The 15,305-nt window shown below is 59.4% G+C and carries 17 protein-coding genes; 8 read left to right on the top strand and 9 right to left on the bottom strand.

What is annotated here, in order from left to right; translation table 11 throughout:
• Window positions 1-431 precede the first annotated feature (431 nt).
• Complete coding sequence (locus H4I99_RS09245) at window positions 432-1,058, top strand: sugar transferase (protein WP_244624986.1); 627 nt, start codon at window positions 432-434, stop codon at window positions 1,056-1,058.
• Window positions 1,059-1,130: 72 nt separating this feature from the next.
• Here H4I99_RS09245 and H4I99_RS09240 read toward each other — a convergent pair whose 3' ends face one another.
• The gene (locus H4I99_RS09240) at window positions 1,131-1,868 is read right to left on the bottom strand and encodes a helix-turn-helix transcriptional regulator (RefSeq protein WP_163900548.1); all 738 of its coding nucleotides are present in this window, start codon (window positions 1,866-1,868) and stop codon (window positions 1,131-1,133) included.
• Between the two features lie 37 nt (window positions 1,869-1,905).
• Window positions 1,906-2,097 carry a hypothetical protein gene (locus tag H4I99_RS09235; RefSeq protein ID WP_163900550.1) on the bottom strand — a complete coding sequence of 64 codons (192 nt, stop codon included), beginning with the start codon at window positions 2,095-2,097 and terminating at the stop codon, window positions 1,906-1,908.
• 182 nt (window positions 2,098-2,279) lie between these two features.
• Here H4I99_RS09235 and sciP point away from each other — a divergent pair, with 182 nt between their 5' ends.
• On the top strand, window positions 2,280-2,555 hold the full coding sequence (gene sciP / locus H4I99_RS09230; protein ID WP_006725852.1) for a CtrA inhibitor SciP: 276 nt from the start codon (window positions 2,280-2,282) through the stop codon (window positions 2,553-2,555).
• 90 nt (window positions 2,556-2,645) lie between these two features.
• Here sciP and H4I99_RS09225 read toward each other — a convergent pair whose 3' ends face one another.
• Window positions 2,646-3,104, bottom strand: a complete 459-nt coding sequence (locus tag H4I99_RS09225) for a paraquat-inducible protein A (RefSeq protein ID WP_163900553.1) — start codon at window positions 3,102-3,104, stop codon at window positions 2,646-2,648.
• A 113-nt stretch (window positions 3,105-3,217) separates the two neighbouring features.
• On the opposite strand from H4I99_RS09225, the gene H4I99_RS09220 reads away from it, so the two are divergent.
• On the top strand, window positions 3,218-3,511 hold the full coding sequence (locus H4I99_RS09220; protein WP_163900555.1) for a GNAT family N-acetyltransferase: 294 nt from the start codon (window positions 3,218-3,220) through the stop codon (window positions 3,509-3,511).
• A 200-nt stretch (window positions 3,512-3,711) separates the two neighbouring features.
• Here H4I99_RS09220 and H4I99_RS09215 read toward each other — a convergent pair whose 3' ends face one another.
• The gene (locus H4I99_RS09215; protein WP_163905801.1) at window positions 3,712-4,062 is read right to left on the bottom strand and encodes a flagellar export protein FliJ; all 351 of its coding nucleotides are present in this window, start codon (window positions 4,060-4,062) and stop codon (window positions 3,712-3,714) included.
• A 443-nt stretch (window positions 4,063-4,505) separates the two neighbouring features.
• Between H4I99_RS09215 and ctrA the strand changes: the two genes are divergently transcribed.
• The gene (gene ctrA, locus H4I99_RS09210; RefSeq protein WP_099058674.1) at window positions 4,506-5,207 is read left to right on the top strand and encodes a response regulator transcription factor CtrA; all 702 of its coding nucleotides are present in this window, start codon (window positions 4,506-4,508) and stop codon (window positions 5,205-5,207) included.
• 188 nt (window positions 5,208-5,395) lie between these two features.
• Here the strand turns inward: ctrA and H4I99_RS09205 are convergent, their stop codons facing one another.
• Window positions 5,396-5,758 carry a response regulator gene (locus tag H4I99_RS09205; RefSeq protein ID WP_163900557.1) on the bottom strand — a complete coding sequence of 121 codons (363 nt, stop codon included), beginning with the start codon at window positions 5,756-5,758 and terminating at the stop codon, window positions 5,396-5,398.
• Window positions 5,759-5,908: 150 nt separating this feature from the next.
• Complete coding sequence (gene chpT / locus H4I99_RS09200) at window positions 5,909-6,556, bottom strand: histidine phosphotransferase ChpT (RefSeq protein ID WP_163900559.1); 648 nt, start codon at window positions 6,554-6,556, stop codon at window positions 5,909-5,911.
• Window positions 6,557-6,747: 191 nt separating this feature from the next.
• Here chpT and H4I99_RS09195 point away from each other — a divergent pair, with 191 nt between their 5' ends.
• Window positions 6,748-7,335 (top strand): DUF1134 domain-containing protein, encoded by a 588-nt coding sequence (locus H4I99_RS09195; protein WP_163900561.1) that lies wholly within the window; start codon window positions 6,748-6,750, stop codon window positions 7,333-7,335.
• A gap of 183 nt (window positions 7,336-7,518) precedes the next feature.
• On the top strand, window positions 7,519-8,685 hold the full coding sequence (locus H4I99_RS09190; RefSeq protein ID WP_194362070.1) for a coiled-coil domain-containing protein: 1,167 nt from the start codon (window positions 7,519-7,521) through the stop codon (window positions 8,683-8,685).
• A 33-nt stretch (window positions 8,686-8,718) separates the two neighbouring features.
• Here the strand turns inward: H4I99_RS09190 and H4I99_RS09185 are convergent, their stop codons facing one another.
• Window positions 8,719-9,552, bottom strand: a complete 834-nt coding sequence (locus H4I99_RS09185; RefSeq protein ID WP_163900565.1) for a TrmH family RNA methyltransferase — start codon at window positions 9,550-9,552, stop codon at window positions 8,719-8,721.
• Between the two features lie 9 nt (window positions 9,553-9,561).
• Window positions 9,562-9,951, bottom strand: coding sequence for a hypothetical protein (locus H4I99_RS09180; RefSeq protein ID WP_163900567.1), 390 nt, complete (start codon window positions 9,949-9,951; stop codon window positions 9,562-9,564).
• 178 nt (window positions 9,952-10,129) lie between these two features.
• On the opposite strand from H4I99_RS09180, the gene H4I99_RS09175 reads away from it, so the two are divergent.
• Together H4I99_RS09175 and H4I99_RS09170 are read left to right on the top strand one after the other, a co-directional pair.
• A complete protein-coding gene (locus H4I99_RS09175) occupies window positions 10,130-11,170 on the top strand; it encodes an RluA family pseudouridine synthase (protein ID WP_163900569.1) in 1,041 nt (346 codons plus the stop codon).
• 153 nt (window positions 11,171-11,323) lie between these two features.
• Window positions 11,324-14,314 carry an autotransporter outer membrane beta-barrel domain-containing protein gene (locus tag H4I99_RS09170; RefSeq protein ID WP_163900570.1) on the top strand — a complete coding sequence of 997 codons (2,991 nt, stop codon included), beginning with the start codon at window positions 11,324-11,326 and terminating at the stop codon, window positions 14,312-14,314.
• Window positions 14,315-14,364: 50 nt separating this feature from the next.
• Here the strand turns inward: H4I99_RS09170 and H4I99_RS09165 are convergent, their stop codons facing one another.
• Complete coding sequence (locus H4I99_RS09165; protein WP_163900572.1) at window positions 14,365-15,237, bottom strand: DMT family transporter; 873 nt, start codon at window positions 15,235-15,237, stop codon at window positions 14,365-14,367.
• Window positions 15,238-15,305: the final 68 nt, after the last annotated feature.

Genomic DNA, 15,305 nt, shown 5'->3' with positions numbered 1-15,305 from the left:
GGGGCCTGCGCTTGTCCAACAATCTCGAGGAAGTCCTTGAATTTGCACTCCCCGACGCGACCGCTTCGTGAAGGCATCCCGCTTTGGCACACCCAACCGGGAAGCAGTCATACCACTTTTGCATGGCTGCTTCATAATGAGACCAAATTTAGCCGATAACAATTTTGCCGATGGAATCGGGAACTTAACGGCGAGTGCCGTCATTTGCGCGCTTAAGAACCGCGATGAGGTTAACCAACAGTTAAAAACAGTAATGACAATGTCATCGAGCTGTACTATTTATAGGTCCCAACATCTCGCAACAATCGAAACTAATGAGCTGGGTAAAGATTTTGAGTTTCCCGCAAGCCCAAAACGATCACGCACCCCGCCATTTTCAGATGGCGAACCCTGCTATACTTCTCGATGACTACTATCGGGAAGAAAGCTTCTTGCCCTCAAAACGTGCAGGGCATGCACATTATTTCATCAAAAGACTGACTGATATCGTCCTTTCTGCAACGGCACTCCTCGTCCTGTTGCCCTTCCTTCTGACGGTGGCGGCATTGATTCGACTGGATAGCCCCGGTCCCGTCCTTTTTACCCAGCAGCGCTGGGGCAAGGGCTGCCGAAAAATCCGGGTCTACAAGTTCCGTTCCATGCGGACGGATCTTTGCGATGTGACAGGCGTCAACCAGACGGTTGCCGGTGATCCCCGTATCACCAAGATCGGCGCCATCATTCGCCGCACCAATATCGACGAACTGCCGCAGCTGATGAACGTACTGAAGGGCGACATGTCGCTCGTGGGACCTCGATGCCATGCCATTGGCATGCTCGCAGCTGGCATGCCTTATGAAGAGTTGGTGCCGGAATATCATCGCCGTCACGTCATGCGTCCCGGCATGACCGGGCTCGCTCAGATGCGCGGTCTTCGCGGTCCGACGGACAGACCGGGCAAGGCACGTGCCCGCATCGCCTGCGATCTTCACTATGTGGAGAACTTCAACTACTGGCTCGACCTGCGCATCATAGTCGGAACCGTTGTATCCGAACTCAAGGGCGGCAAAGGCTTCTGAGGCCAACACAGGAATAGAAAACGGCGGCCCGCCATTTGCGAAAGCATTGGCGGGCGTTTTTTTGTTTCCCGATCAGAGCAGCCGGAAACGGCAGGCGCGCGCGACCGCCTGCATACGGTTCACAGAATCGAGCTTGCGCATGGCGCTCTTCAGATAGCTGACCACCGTGTGGCTCGAAATATTGAGAATGATGGCGATCTCGTCGCTGCTTTTCCCAGCTGCCGACCAGCGCAAGCATTCCAACTCCCGAGCCGACAATTTTTCACGCGGCCCGTCCTGAGGAAGCAGGCGCCCGAAACACGTGTCAATCAGTTCGATGCAGTCATAATGGATAGCCGCCATCTCTGCTCTCTCTGGCGCCTGCCGCTGGCCCGAAAAGGCAACGATATAATGGGCGAGCATCCGGTCGTGCAGGCTGAAGGCTATGGTCGAATTCAGACCACGGGAGCGAAACGCCTCCAGAACCATATCGCCGGCAACATCCTGGACCGCCGGAAAGGGGCAGTTCGCGGTAAAGACCGGCATTATGGTGGCCTTAAGGCGAGCAAGCAGTGCGCTCGATGCGAACGTATCGCTTGCCCCATAGGAGGCAACCAGATCCGCCGGCCAGTTGGTCAGCAACAGGTTCGCGACAAACCCCGGCTTGTCGGCCTTGGGAAAGCTCGTCACCAGAAAAAACGGCAGATCGTTCTTGCGTCCGATCGCGGCGAACTCCTGACCAAGCGCGCAAAGGCCGCTTTCGTCGGCGGGCGCAGTCTTGACCGCACCATCTTCACCGTCCCGACAGACGGCTTCGTTCACCCTGAACATCACGCTCCTTTCGAGCGAATTGCAATTCGCTCGTCCGCTAAAGAATTTCGATCAAACGAGTTTCACCAGCCAAGCAGGAAACGGGCCAGATCCCGTTCACCTGAACCCAATCGAGATCACCGGTCAGGTCGTCTTCGTTGGCGACCAACAAGAAATGAACGCGCCGAAACGCCAGCTCCGATGCGGCTTCTACAATAAATTTCGAGCGAATAAATTCCTGAATCGGCATAACTCCTATGCAGATGCCGCAACTTTACGCAACGTCAACCTGCAGGGGAAGGATAACCGGCCCACCACCCCAGTGGCAACCTGTGAAAATTATTATCAAATGCTTACAATGGGCTTAGGCAAATTTTAAAGGTGGAGAGCTAGGATGCGCTGGTGTGGTCTTGAGTTTGTATAGAGAGTCCAATGACCGAAATGATCCGCCCCCGAGTGAAATATGTCATCGGTCCCGATGGCAGCCCGCTGACCATTGCCGATCTTCCGCCGGCCAATACGCGCCGCTGGGTGATTCGCAGGAAAGCTGAGGTTGTCGCCGCGGTGCGCGGCGGCCTGTTGAGCCTTGAGGAAGCCTGCGAGCGCTATACTCTGACAGTCGAGGAATTCCTTTCCTGGCAGTCATCCATCAACGACCACGGTCTTCCGGGCCTGCGCACCACCCGCATTCAGCAGTATCGCCATTGATACTAAAGGTAAAACGGCAGGAAACGCCGTTTTCCAAAATCAGAGAATCCTCCCGAAGCGGGCCGCAACATCGGCCCGCTTAATGTCTTGTCAGCCACTCTGTGGACGTTTGATGAGCGCGGGCAATAATCCCGCAATGAGCGCCGAACCTGCGTAAAACCACAGGCCAGGTTGGGTAAAAGCCTCCGCCAGGCCACTGGTTTTTGCCGCAACAATAACCAGCGCAACCAATAACACGTCCATCATAGACCATTTCGCGAGGATCGGCACCAGCCGCCGCAACAGATCCCCATCGGCCGGGGAGGATACCGGCGCCAGGGCTTCCGCCGTAAGCCCCAACAGTTTTATGGCCGGGAAAACAATCGAAAGCAGCGCCACCAGTATGGCGAGCGTCTCGTCCCCGCCCTGCCAGAGCGAAGCGACGATGACGAGCAGCGAAGGCGTCTCACTAAAAAAATATAGCGTCTCGAAACGCACCAAGGGAAGCATCAGCCCCAGCGTCAGGAAAGCCGGCGCAGCCAGCAGAGCGATCGATTTCAACCACAGCATCGGTGTGCTCCTTCTCTGGCCATGGCCAGCATGCGTTGAAACGACCAGCAGTTTGGCTATCATTGCACGACCGTCCCGCACAAGGGACAATAATGATGGAAGGAAATCCCGAGATGAACATCGTCCATGAAGAAGAAAAGTCGGGTGGCCGCTACGTTGCTCGGGTGGATGGCGTGGAAGAACCCGCCATGATGACCTATTCGCGCGCAAGCCCGAAGCTGATCATCGTCGATCATACGGAGGTACCCGACAGCATGCGCGGTCAGGGCGTCGGACAGGCGCTGGCAAAACACGTCGTCGAAGAGGCCCGCCTCGGTGGCTGGCAAATCATTCCGCTCTGCCCGTTCTTTCGCGCCCAGTCGCTACGTCATCCGGAATGGAGCGATGTGGTTAAGGCGCAAGGCTGACACATTTGGCAAAAGAACCCGACGCGCGCCCCGCAAAGGCGCACGACGATTTTGATGTAACGAGACAGGATGAAGCGTGAAGGGCTGATCTTCACGAGCGCGACATGCTTCCCCCGAACGAAGAAAACGGCCGGACGCGGTCGCGGAAAGTCCGCGCCACTCCGACCGTTTTATTGTTCGATATGAACGCTTGCCCTGAGTTAGGCGCGCGCCCGCATCTGGCCGTCCCGCTCTTCCAGCGCAGCAGCTTTTGCATGTTCGGCCTCGGCTTCTTCCAACGCAAGTTCCGCAGCATCCTGCTGGACCTTGAGTTCGCGAATGGAAACCTGGAGGTTGTCCGCCCGCTGGCGCGCCGCCTTGGCAAATGTAGGATAAGCAAAATGATTAGGATCGCTGATCCCGGTCTTCTTTTCTTCGATGGCGATCTGACTTTCCAGTTCCTTCGCCATGCGCTCGAATTCCGACATCATTGATTGCAACTGCTGCAACTGCCGACGTTTTTCTGTGACCTGAAATCCCTTCAGGCGCACTAGGCTCTCACGCGACTTCATACGCAATACTCCCGTGATGCGAGACCCCCCGCCACACATATTAACAAATGCCAAACCCACCTTTTCGACGAATCATTCTCGAAAAAAAACGGCGGCGTTAACAAAAAACTACCGTTGGTAACCTTTCGTTTACGGGCATCGTTAATGATAAGGACGATCATTTAAGGGTCAGTAAATGCCAGGGCTCAAAAAGGCCCACGACAATGATGAGTCAAATGAATCGGTTACGGGTATTTCCTGATGTTCTGATTCAGCAGTGGCGATGCCGGAAACTTGTGAAAAATCAGGAGACTGCAAAAAATGTTTAATGAATTCGATATTCCTTGCCAGAGGGAATCAGAATTTGTTAACCATTTGGTGGCAGCCTTCAAATCAGGCAACGACTGGATCCGTATCGCGTAGGGGGCCAACTCGACCTTTCGGCGGCGGTAAAGGGGATAATTATGCGGGTTCTACTCATTGAAGACGATAGCGCTACGGCGCAGAGCATCGAATTGATGCTCAAATCGGAAAGTTTCAACGTCTACACTACGGATCTCGGCGAAGAGGGTGTCGATCTCGGCAAACTCTACGACTACGACATCATTCTGCTCGATCTAAACCTGCCCGACATGTCGGGTTATGAAGTGCTGCGCACGCTGCGTCTCTCCAAGGTCAAGACACCGATCCTGATCCTCTCCGGCATGGCCGGCATCGAGGACAAGGTACGCGGTCTCGGCTTCGGCGCCGACGACTACATGACCAAGCCGTTCCATAAGGACGAACTGGTTGCTCGTATTCATGCGATCGTCCGCCGCTCCAAGGGCCATGCCCAGTCGATCATCATCACCGGCGAACTGATCGTGAACCTCGACGCCAAGACCGTCGAAGTCGGCGGCCAGCGCGTTCATCTGACCGGCAAGGAATACCAGATGCTGGAGTTGCTTTCGCTCCGCAAGGGTACGACGCTGACCAAGGAAATGTTCCTCAACCACCTTTATGGCGGCATGGACGAGCCTGAACTCAAGATCATCGACGTGTTCATCTGCAAGCTGCGCAAGAAGCTCGCAAACGCCGCAGGCGGCGCGAACTATATCGAGACGGTCTGGGGCCGTGGCTACGTCCTGCGCGAGCCCGACGGTTCGGAATACATGGAAACGGCATAAAGCCGTTTCCTAACCCGCTGCCAGATCCCCCAAGGTTTCAAGACCTGCCCTCTCCGGGCAGGTTTTTTTGTTGTTGGCAGCCATTCGGCAAAGGCGGGGTCGTCGGCCATCCGAAAAGGCCTGAAGCCCTAACAAAAACGCCCCGACAAAGCGGGGCGCAAGATGGGGAGGTTTAATCTCTCGGAGGATCAGGCAGCGATTGCCTTGTTGGTAAAGATCGTCGTCAGGATCTTTCGGTCGAAAGGCTTCAGCAGGAAGTCGCTGGCTCCGGCGCGCTTGCCGGCCATCATCGTCTTGAGGTCGGCTTCTACGACGCAATAGTAGATCCGCACGCTCTTGCCTTCGGGCAGCGCGCGAATGTTGGCTATCAGGTCCAGGGCTCCGTCGAGACCGGCGTCAATGATCGCGATGTTCGGCAGTTCGGTTTCGCAGCGCAGGATGGCATCGCGGGCGGAAGCGGCTTCGCTGACGAGGAAACCAAGCTCCGAGAGGATCTTCTTGCCCACCTTGCGAACGACGTCGGAACCATCCACGATCATTAAGCGCTGCATCGTCAACTCCCTGTACCGATCTCATTCCGCAAACGGAATTTAGATCCATGCAACCAAGCATAGGAGCTTTCAACTAAGGAAAAGTTACCGCTAGTCGCGCTCCGCCGTCCCGACTTGAAACAGAACGGCGGGAATTTTTGAATATTCAACTCAGGCTGCGGGGATTTCCGCAGTAAAGGCGATATGATCTTCGGCGACGATATGTTTCAGCTCCATGCCGCATTCCTCGGCGAGAAGCACGGCGTAGTACGGCTGGATCGAATGGGCATCGATCGCCTCTTCGATGGCGCCATTGCAGATCTCCGCATATTTCGGCGGCACCCGCATCATGCGACCCTTGACCACGATCTTGAATTTGGCGTCGTATTCCGGGTTTTCCAGGAACACCTCCAGCGAACCGCCACGCGGGATCGCACCATAAGCGACGAGGAAAAGGTTGAGCAGCAGCTTCACCCGGTTCTTGGCGATGATGGCGCGCGGACCGTTCCACGACACCTCGGTCTTCTTCTCCGCAGCGGCAAAGTCCTTGGCGGCCTTTTCGGCCTCGCCCGTATCGATCGACGCGCCGACCGAGCCGGAAGCGCCGAACGCTAGACGGGCGAATTTCAGGCGCACCGAAGCGTTGAGGGCGCTTGCGCGAATGAGGTCCATCGCATCCGCATCGGCTCCGCCCTCATCGAGCAGTTCCAGACCGTTGTTGATCGCTCCGACCGGCGAGATCACGTCATGGCAGACCCTGCTGCACAGCAGAGCCGCAAGATCGGGACCGGCGAGAGTGAGGTTCGGGTTTTTCGGCATCGTCTCTCCTGAAGAACGCAATCCCGACGAAAGAAACCGGATAGGTCGAATCCCGGCTTCCGGCATGGTCGGATTCCTTTAAGCCATAATGACACCATATTTGGTAAACCGATTATTAAGACGATGCTTTCTAAATTGGCCCATAAGCATTGGAGATGCCGATTGCATCGAAATTCGGACGGAGGACCCCCATGCGCCATTTGAGATTCAGCGACTTCGCCGGCCACCGACTGCTGGCAGCCGCACTCTTGGTCATCACCGCATTGACCCTCGCCCCACGGTCGTCCTATGCCGACGGCGAATACAGCATTCAGGAAATCGTCGATGCCGGACACGGCTTTTTCGGCGAAGCCAGCGGCGGCCTCGCCAAGGTCATCGAAAAGGCCTTCCAGCAGTACGGACTGCCGAATGGTTACATTCTCGGCCAGGAAGGCTCCGGCGCCTTCGTCGCCGGCCTCACCTATGGCGAAGGCGGCCTCTACACTAAGAACGCCGGCCAGCACGATGTGTTCTGGCAAGGCCCCTCGCTCGGCATCGACTATGGCGGCAATGGTACGCGTGTCATGATGCTGGTCTACGATCTGCCGTCGGTGGACAGCCTTTACGCCCGCTACGGCGGCGTCAGCGGCTCGGCCTATGTGGTTGCCGGCCTTGGCATGACCGCGATGAAGAGCCGCGACGTCGTGCTTGTGCCGATAAGGACCGGCATCGGGGCCCGGCTTGGCGTCAACGTCGGCTATCTCAAGCTGACCCGCCAGCCGACCTGGAATCCTTTCTGATAACGTCAGGTCGTACGGTTCGCACAAGCTTACTGGATTTTTCTATGCATCGTGCATAGATTATATATTTATTGATGCTCACTTGCTCAGCGAAGCAATGGGCCACTATCGAATTTGTTTGTTCGACGAACCTGAATTGGCGCGCCCGTGATCGAATATGGCCTGCTTTTTGGACTGGGATTTATGGCGGCCGCTCTGGTCGTGATGCTGGTTGCGCCCGCAATCCACCAGCGCATCGTGCTCTATACCGAGAACCGACTGAAGGCGACGATGCCGCTCAGCCCCCAGGAGATCCGTGCCCAGAAGGACATGGCCCGCGCCGTCTATGCCGCGGAGAACGCCCGCACCACGCAGGAACTCACCCGCGAACGGGAAAAGTCGATCGCCCTGAAGCTTTCGAACGAACAGCTTGGACATGAGGCAAGTCGTCTCGTCGCCGAGAACCAGGATCTGCATGCGCAGATTAATGAAATGAGCGTGGAGGCGGCCGAATTCCGCTCCAAGATTCGCCGCGCTGAACTCGAAGCCGACAACCTCAAGGAAGCGCTGAAGCGCACTGAGGAAAACATTGTCGCCAAGGGGCTGGAAATCGAGGCCCAGTCGAAGCGACTTCGCTTGATGGCTTCCGACATCGACAACATGAAGATCGAGGCCTCCAGCCGGGAAACCGAGATCGAGAACTTGAAGATGCGGGTCCAGACCCTGCGCGACGAACGCGAGGAACTGCGCCGTGAGACCAAGCTTCTGACCAAACGGGCAAAGGACGCCGAACTGCGCCTCTCCCAGGAGGAACACAAGCTGCTACGGCTCGACGACCGCCTTGCTCGGCAGATGTCCGAGAACGTAGACAAGGATGCCACCATCGACCGTCGTCTCAAGGAAATCGCCCGCCTCAAGCAGAACCTCAAGTCGGCAAACGGCCAGCTGCGCCAGGTTGCCAAGACGCTGCGCGGCGCCAACCTGCCTGTCCCGGATTTCAAGGAGAGCGAAATGGCAGAAGGAGAGTTGATCGAACCCGCTCCCGCCCTGATGACAACTCCGGCTCCGGAAATCGATATCGAACGGCTGGCCGAAGAGCTTCGCCATCGCCACACGGCGCTGACAGAACGCCTGCTGAAGGCCAGGTCGCCGGCGAACGACGATGCCCTGCGCGAGGAAATCGCCGACATCGCCGCCAAGATGATCGTCGTCACGGCTCACCGCGAAGGCGATGGCTCACCGATCCCAGGTCTTTTACGCAGCAAATCACTCAAGGGCGCGAGTGACCATCCGAGCCTTGCCGAACGGGCGCTGGCTCTCGATCCTGGCCTTGCGGGAAAAACCTCCAATCAGCACCCGGCTGCGGAGTAAGGCCGCATAAGGGTCGACGCCCTCACCTGCCGCTCAAGAAATCCGCCCCATGGCCCGTGCCATAGAATAAAGGGCGATGCCCGCCGCAGTGCCTACATTGAGACTGTCGAGTTGTGGCGACTGGGCGATCCGTGCCGTGGCGAAGCGAGTGAGTATTTCTGACGGTAATCCCTCCCCTTCGGTTCCCACCACGAGCGCCATCCGGTCAGCGGCTGGAATCGAGCTGAGTTCTGTCCTGCCTGCAGGTGAAAGCGCCCAGATCGAGAAACCCGCGTCAGCAAGCGACGACAGCATGGCCTCGGCGGAACCGCCGCGCGCATAGGGGGTAGCCAGCACCGAACCGACAGATACCCTGAGCGCCTTGCGATAAAGCGGGTCGCAACTGGTCTCGTCGAGCAACACCGCATCGGCGGAAAATGCGGCGGCGTTGCGAAACAGGGAGCCGACATTGTCATGGTTGGAAATCCCGCAGCCGACCAGTACCAGCGATGTCTCGGGCAACCGACCGACGAGATCAGCCGGCTCGGCAACAGACAGCCGTTGTCCAAGCGCCAGCACGCCGCGATGCAGGTGAAAGCCGGCAATGGCATCGATCACCGCTGCATCGGCGATATAAACCGGAATATCTTCGGGAAAAGCGGCAAGGATATCGCCGACACCGTCCACGCGGTTTTTCAGGAGCAGGATCTTTTCCGCCCGGAAATCGCGAGCCGCCCGATGCGCCGCGGCCAGCATCCTGAGGACGACCGTTCCCTCGGCGATGAAGCGCCCGGAGCGCCCCGTCAGGTCCCGCTCGCGGATCTGGGAGAATTCCGCAATCCGGGGGTCTTTCGGATCCTCGATGGTGATGAAGGTGCGTCCGGACACGGGAAACCGTCAGTTTGCGGAGAGCGTCACGTCGGCGACGATACGGCCGACGGCGATATCGAAGACATAAGCCTTGCGTTGGCCATCCGAGGCTTCGCCGTAGAACAGGATCTGCGTGCCGGAAAGCGACGTCGACAACACACGGAAGCCGGCGGGGAGCGCTGCGGTCGCAGCAACCGGCTGATCGGCAGGCACGGCAAGACTGCCGCCAACGGCAACGGGACGCTCGGCGCCATCTTTACGCGTGACCTTGTAGACAATCGCCGCCAGCACCGCCATGAACATCAGGAGCATGATGCCGCCGGATACGAGCTGGAGCTTCACCATCTTGCGGCGGACATTTTCCATCGCCGGATCGAGCGGCTTTTCTTCCTGTTCGTCGGGCTCGACATTTGCCATGCTGGTATCCCGGGTCCTTATCGTTCGCAGGGGCTCTTGCATTTTCCCTGCTGCGAACCTTAGCTCGGGAAAACCAGCCATGATTTTCATGGCCGTCGATTGTGGATCGCATCGGTCTGTGCCAATTGGCAGCAAAACCTCTGCCGCAATGCCGGTGGTAGACACGCGGGATGACAGAATGAACGACCCCTTTAAACAAACAGAGACGTCAAGAAAAGAGCTGATTGCCGGCGAAGACGCCGAAGGACGGCTCGATGCCTGGTTGACGGCGGAGCTATCAGGAGAATTTTCGCGCAATCGCATCAAGGCGCTGATCGAACAGGGGGCGATCACCATCAACGGCGTGGCCGTCACCGAGCCGAAGCGCAAGATCAAGCCCGGCGACCGCCTGTCCGTCGTTCTGCCGGAGCCAGAAGACCCGGAACCCAAGGGCGAGAACATTCCGCTCGAGGTGCTTTACGAGGATGACGACCTGATCGTCATCGCCAAACCGGCCGGCCTGGTCGTCCATCCCGGTGCCGGCAACTGGACTGGCACGCTGGTCAATGCGCTGATCTATCATTGCGGCGACAGCCTGTCGGGCATTGGCGGCGTCAAGCGCCCCGGCATTGTGCACCGCCTCGACAAGGAAACCTCCGGCGTCATGGTGGTGGCCAAGAACGACGCGGCACACCGTCATCTCGCCGACCAGTTTGCCGACCATGGCCGCACCGGCCCGCTGGAGCGCGCATATCAGGCCATCGTCTGGGGCCGTCCCCGCACGCTTCACGGCACGATCGACGCGCCGCTCGGCCGCGCCGGCGATCGCACCAAGCGCGCCGTCAAGCGCGACGACAGTGACGATGCTCGCGAGGCGATCACCCACTACGAGGTACTGGAGCGTTATGGCGAAAAGCCCGATGCAAGCTGCCTCGCCTCCTTGATCGAATGCCGGCTGGAGACCGGCCGCACCCATCAGATCCGCGTGCACATGGCCCATATCGGCCATCCGCTGATCGGCGACCCTGAATACGGCGCAGCCTTCAAGACCAAGGCGAACCTTCTGCCGGAACCGGCGAAATCCATCGTCAACGGTTTCCACCGTCAGGCGCTGCACGCCTATCTCCTCGCCTTCGAGCATCCGACGACGGGCGAGACCATGGCGTTCGAAGCCCCGATCCCGGACGACATGCAGCAGATCATCGACGCCTTGCAAACCATCGAGCAGCCACGTTCCTGATCTCATGACGGGTGCTCCACAGACGGTGCGGGCCATGACGCGGATGGACTTGCCGCTCATGGCAACGGACCGCCGTAGCACTTCATTAACCATGATTGTCTACCTGTTGTTAGCGAACCCGCATCTGCGGCGGCCTCGCTAGCATCGGGCATCATGAGGAAAAGACGGCTCTCGGCATATTCCCGGCATCTCGGGCTTTTCACCGCAATGGTCTCGGTATCCATTGCGCTGCCGGTGCTTGCGCAGTCGGTATGGACCGGCGCTTCCGATAACGAATTCTCCAACGACGCCAACTGGAACCCCTCGGCACCCGGCACCGGCGATGGCGCAACGGTTGCGACCGGCTCGCCGCAGGTGACCACCAACTTCGTCATCACCGATCTCGATGTCTCCGGCGGCAACGTCATCGTCACCAACACGGGCGAACTGACCGCCACGGGCGGCACCACACTGAGTTCCGGTACGATCAGCATCAATGCCGGCGGCGTGCTCAATTCCAACGTCGAGATGAACGGCGGCGGCCTGTCCATCGATGGCGATCTCAACGGCAAGCTGACGCTCAACAACGGCAATGTCACCGTCAACGGCACGCTCGGCAGTGCCGCGGTCGGAGCCACGACAGCGCTGACGAACAACGGGGATGTCGGCGATGTCGACGTGTCCGCGAGCGGAACCTTCATCAACAACACAGGCGCGACCGCCGGCGACGTGACGAATGCCGGGGCGACCTCCAACGCCGGCACCATTGCCTCGCTGACCAACACCGGCGGCACCTTCATCAACAATTCCGGCGGAACGGTCACCGGCGACACGACGGTGACGGGCGGAACGGTCACCAATAACTTCGTCATCACCGATGCCGATGTTGCCGCGGGCGCGACGCTGGTCAACAACTTCGGCGCCTCCGCCGAGAACATCACCAATGCAGGCACGCTCTCGAATTCGGGAACGCTCGCCTCCGTCGAGAATACTGCAGGCATCTTCACCAACAATTCCGACGGCACAGTAACAGGCCAGTCCACAGTGGCGGGCGGCACCGTCACCAATGACGGCACACTCGGCAACGTCGATGTCGCAACCGGCGGCACTTTCACCAACACGACCGGCTCGACGGCTGGTGATGTCATCAATGCCGGGACATCGTCCAATGCTGGCGATATTGCCTCGCTCGCCAACACCGGCGGCACCTTCACCAACAATTTCGGCGGAGCAGTCACCGGCGAGACGACGGTGACGGGCGGAACGGTCACCAACAACTTCGTCATTACCGATGCCGACGTTGCCGCAGGCGCGACACTGGTCAACAACACCGGCGCAACGGCACGCAATGTCACCAATGCCGGCAACACCAGCAATGCCGGCACCATCGCATCGGTCGAGAACACCGGCGGTACCTTCACCAACAATTCCGGCGGAACAGTCACCGGAACGACGACAGTCACCGGCGGCACCGTCGTCAACAACGCCACGCTTGCAGACGTCGACATCGGAGCGAATGGCACCTTCGTCAACAACAGCGGCGCGGTTGCGGATGCGGTCACCAATGCCGGCACCAGCTCCAGCGACGGAACCATCGCATCGCTGACCAACACCGACGGCCTCTTCGCCAATACAGGCACCATCAGCGGCACCGCTAACGTTACAGGCGGCACGCTCACCAACGACGGTACGGTGCTCGGCGCAGTCGGGGTCTATGATGGAGGCACTCTCTCCGGCAGCGGCACGACGGCGGGTCTCGCCATCTATTCCGGCGGCACGCTCTCACCCGGCCCCGGCATGCAGACGATCTCCGTCAATGGCAACCTGACCTTCGTGGCCGGCTCGACCTATCAGGTCGACATCGATGCAAGCGGCAACTCCGACAGCATCGATGTCTCTGGCGCAGTCATCATCAGTGGCGGCGCGCTGGAACTCATTTCCGGCACCGGCAGCTATACGCCCGGCATCGACTACACGATCATCACCGCCGCCTCCGGCATCACCGGCAGCTTCGAAAACGTCACAAGCGACTTCGCCTTCCTGACACCGGTGCTGACCTACGGCGGGACCGGTATCGATCTCAGTCTCGACCGCAACGACGTGGCCTTCGCCGATGTCGCCTCGACCGCCAACGGGCGCTCGACCGCAGGCGCTGTCGAAGCACTCGGCGCCTCCAACTCCCTCTATCTCGCTGTCGTTTCCCTGAACGCCGCGACGGCAACCGATGCTTTTTCGCAGTTGAGCGGCGAGGACCATGCCTCGCTCAAGAGCCGGGCACTGCAGGACGGCCGTATTCCGCGTGAGGCCATCCTCGACCGGATGAGCGCCGTACACGCCTCCCTTCCGGGCACAGCCGAAGGCCTGAGCGTCTGGACGACAGGATACGGCACGACGAACCGGCTTGACGGAGACGGCAACGCAGCCGGGATCGACGGCACCTCCGCCGGACTCTTCGTCGGCGCCGATGCGGCAGTGTCGGACGAATGGCGCGTCGGCGGCATGCTCGGTTACGGCCGCACCAGCCTCGATCGTCTGGCGGACTACGATACCTATCATCTCGGCTTCTATGCCGGTGGTACTTATGGCCCGCTCGGCCTCACAGCGGGCGCCATCTACTCGGTGAACGAGGTGTCGACCGCCAGAGATGTGTCCTTCAGCAATTTCGAGGACCGGCTAACGGCGGATTATCGCAGCGCCATGGCGCAGGCATTCGCCGATATCTCCTGGACAACGAAGCTGGACGAAATGACGTTGCAGCCGTTCGCCAATATCGCCTACCTCAGCCTGAGAACCGACGGGTTCCGGGAAGACGGCGGTGCGGCAGCGCTTTCAGCAGCCGGCGCCACCGACGATATAGCCCTGTCCACGCTCGGCCTGCGATGGTCGGCCGACCTTACGGCCGGTGAAATACCGTTCATGGTTTCCGGCATGCTCGGCTGGCGTCATGCCTTCGGCGACCTCTCCCCATCGACCAGCTTCGCCTTTGCCGGCGGCAGCGCCTTCCTGATCGAAGGCGTGATCATTCCGCACGATGCCATGGTGGCCGAGGCAGGCATCACCGTCGCGCTCACCAAGAGCGCACGGCTGAACATGAGTTATTCCGGCGAGTTCGGTTCCGGCTCGGCATCCCACGCGGCCAAAGCCAATCTCAAGGTCGATTTTTAGGAAGATCGCCTAACCTCAACTCCGATGCCGATACATCACGGCCAGAGCCTTCAGGCGGTCCGCGCCCGCATGTTCTGCCTGGTCGTCGCGACAACATGCAACCCCACCGCTGCAAGCACCACGCTGCCTCCAACCATGGTCGCGCCGGAAGGCACCTCTCCGACAAACAGCCACACCCAGAGCGGCGCCAGCGGCGCATCCATCGCCCCGATCAGCGCCGCCTCCACGGGCGGCAGCAGGCGCGAACCGACGATCAGCAGCACCACGCCGAGCGAAAATCCGAAGATGGCGAAGAGCAGGACCACCATGAGATCCCCACTGGACGTGGCAAGCGGAGCAGCGAAGGGCGCGGCAAAGGCAGCACTCAGCAATGTTGACAGCACCGAGCAGGCAAGCACCGGCTTGTCCGGATAGCGGCGCACGAGAACGGTCCAGAGCGCGATGGTAAGCGTCATGGCAAATGCAAGGAGATCGCCGAAGATCGAACCTTCTCCTCCCTGCCCGATCATCAGCACGACACCGGCGAGAGCGATACCGCTTGCGGCAAGCGCGCCGCGCCCTGGCCTCTCTCCGAGCATCAGGAAGCCCAGACCGGCAGCGGCGAAGGGACAGGTCGCGAAGATGATGGCGACATGGGCAACCGTCGTCTCGTGCAGAGCCGCGATGAAGAACGAGGCGCTGACGGCGGATGCCACGCAGATGGCAAGCCCAGAGAGCCCAAGGCTCGCGAAATCGCGATAGACGCTCCTCCCCCGGACCACGATCAAGCAAACAAGCAGGAAGACGCCGCTGATCGTGCCTCGCCAGAAGAGCAGCGTCGCGCTGTCCATGTCGATCAGCCGCGTCATCAGCCCCGCGGTGCTGAGCGCGATGGTCGCAACCGAGACGCTGAGGAGGCCGACAATATAGGATGGCATCTGCATGGGGAAATCTCGACGGATTGGAAAGACGGAAAAGCTGTAGCAGAATACTGCTGACAGCTTCTTGTCAG

Origin of the sequence: Paenirhizobium daejeonense (assembly GCF_014280875.1) — a bacterium.
In the GTDB taxonomy this organism is placed as follows: domain Bacteria; phylum Pseudomonadota; class Alphaproteobacteria; order Rhizobiales; family Rhizobiaceae; genus Allorhizobium; species Allorhizobium daejeonense.
The sequence above is the reverse complement of the archived record's forward strand: the minus strand, read 5'-3'. Positions and strand labels throughout refer to the sequence as shown.

Excerpts from the sequence above, each read along its gene's own strand:
- H4I99_RS09240 (WP_163900548.1), bottom strand. The coding sequence starts at position 1,868 with ATGTTCAGGGTGAACGAAGCCGTCTGTCGGGACGGTGAAGATGGTGCG.
- H4I99_RS09235 (WP_163900550.1), bottom strand. The coding sequence starts at position 2,097 with ATGCCGATTCAGGAATTTATTCGCTCGAAATTTATTGTAGAAGCCGCA.
- sciP (WP_006725852.1), top strand. The coding sequence starts at position 2,280 with ATGACCGAAATGATCCGCCCCCGAGTGAAATATGTCATCGGTCCCGAT.
- H4I99_RS09225 (WP_163900553.1), bottom strand. The coding sequence starts at position 3,104 with ATGCTGTGGTTGAAATCGATCGCTCTGCTGGCTGCGCCGGCTTTCCTG.
- H4I99_RS09220 (WP_163900555.1), top strand. The coding sequence starts at position 3,218 with ATGAACATCGTCCATGAAGAAGAAAAGTCGGGTGGCCGCTACGTTGCT.
- H4I99_RS09215 (WP_163905801.1), bottom strand. The coding sequence starts at position 4,062 with ATGAAGTCGCGTGAGAGCCTAGTGCGCCTGAAGGGATTTCAGGTCACA.
- ctrA (WP_099058674.1), top strand. The coding sequence starts at position 4,506 with ATGCGGGTTCTACTCATTGAAGACGATAGCGCTACGGCGCAGAGCATC.
- H4I99_RS09205 (WP_163900557.1), bottom strand. The coding sequence starts at position 5,758 with ATGCAGCGCTTAATGATCGTGGATGGTTCCGACGTCGTTCGCAAGGTG.
- chpT (WP_163900559.1), bottom strand. The coding sequence starts at position 6,556 with ATGCCGAAAAACCCGAACCTCACTCTCGCCGGTCCCGATCTTGCGGCT.
- H4I99_RS09195 (WP_163900561.1), top strand. The coding sequence starts at position 6,748 with ATGCGCCATTTGAGATTCAGCGACTTCGCCGGCCACCGACTGCTGGCA.
- H4I99_RS09190 (WP_194362070.1), top strand. The coding sequence starts at position 7,519 with ATGGCGGCCGCTCTGGTCGTGATGCTGGTTGCGCCCGCAATCCACCAG.
- H4I99_RS09180 (WP_163900567.1), bottom strand. The coding sequence starts at position 9,951 with ATGGCAAATGTCGAGCCCGACGAACAGGAAGAAAAGCCGCTCGATCCG.
- H4I99_RS09175 (WP_163900569.1), top strand. The coding sequence starts at position 10,130 with ATGAACGACCCCTTTAAACAAACAGAGACGTCAAGAAAAGAGCTGATT.
- H4I99_RS09170 (WP_163900570.1), top strand. The coding sequence starts at position 11,324 with ATGAGGAAAAGACGGCTCTCGGCATATTCCCGGCATCTCGGGCTTTTC.
- H4I99_RS09165 (WP_163900572.1), bottom strand. The coding sequence starts at position 15,237 with ATGCAGATGCCATCCTATATTGTCGGCCTCCTCAGCGTCTCGGTTGCG.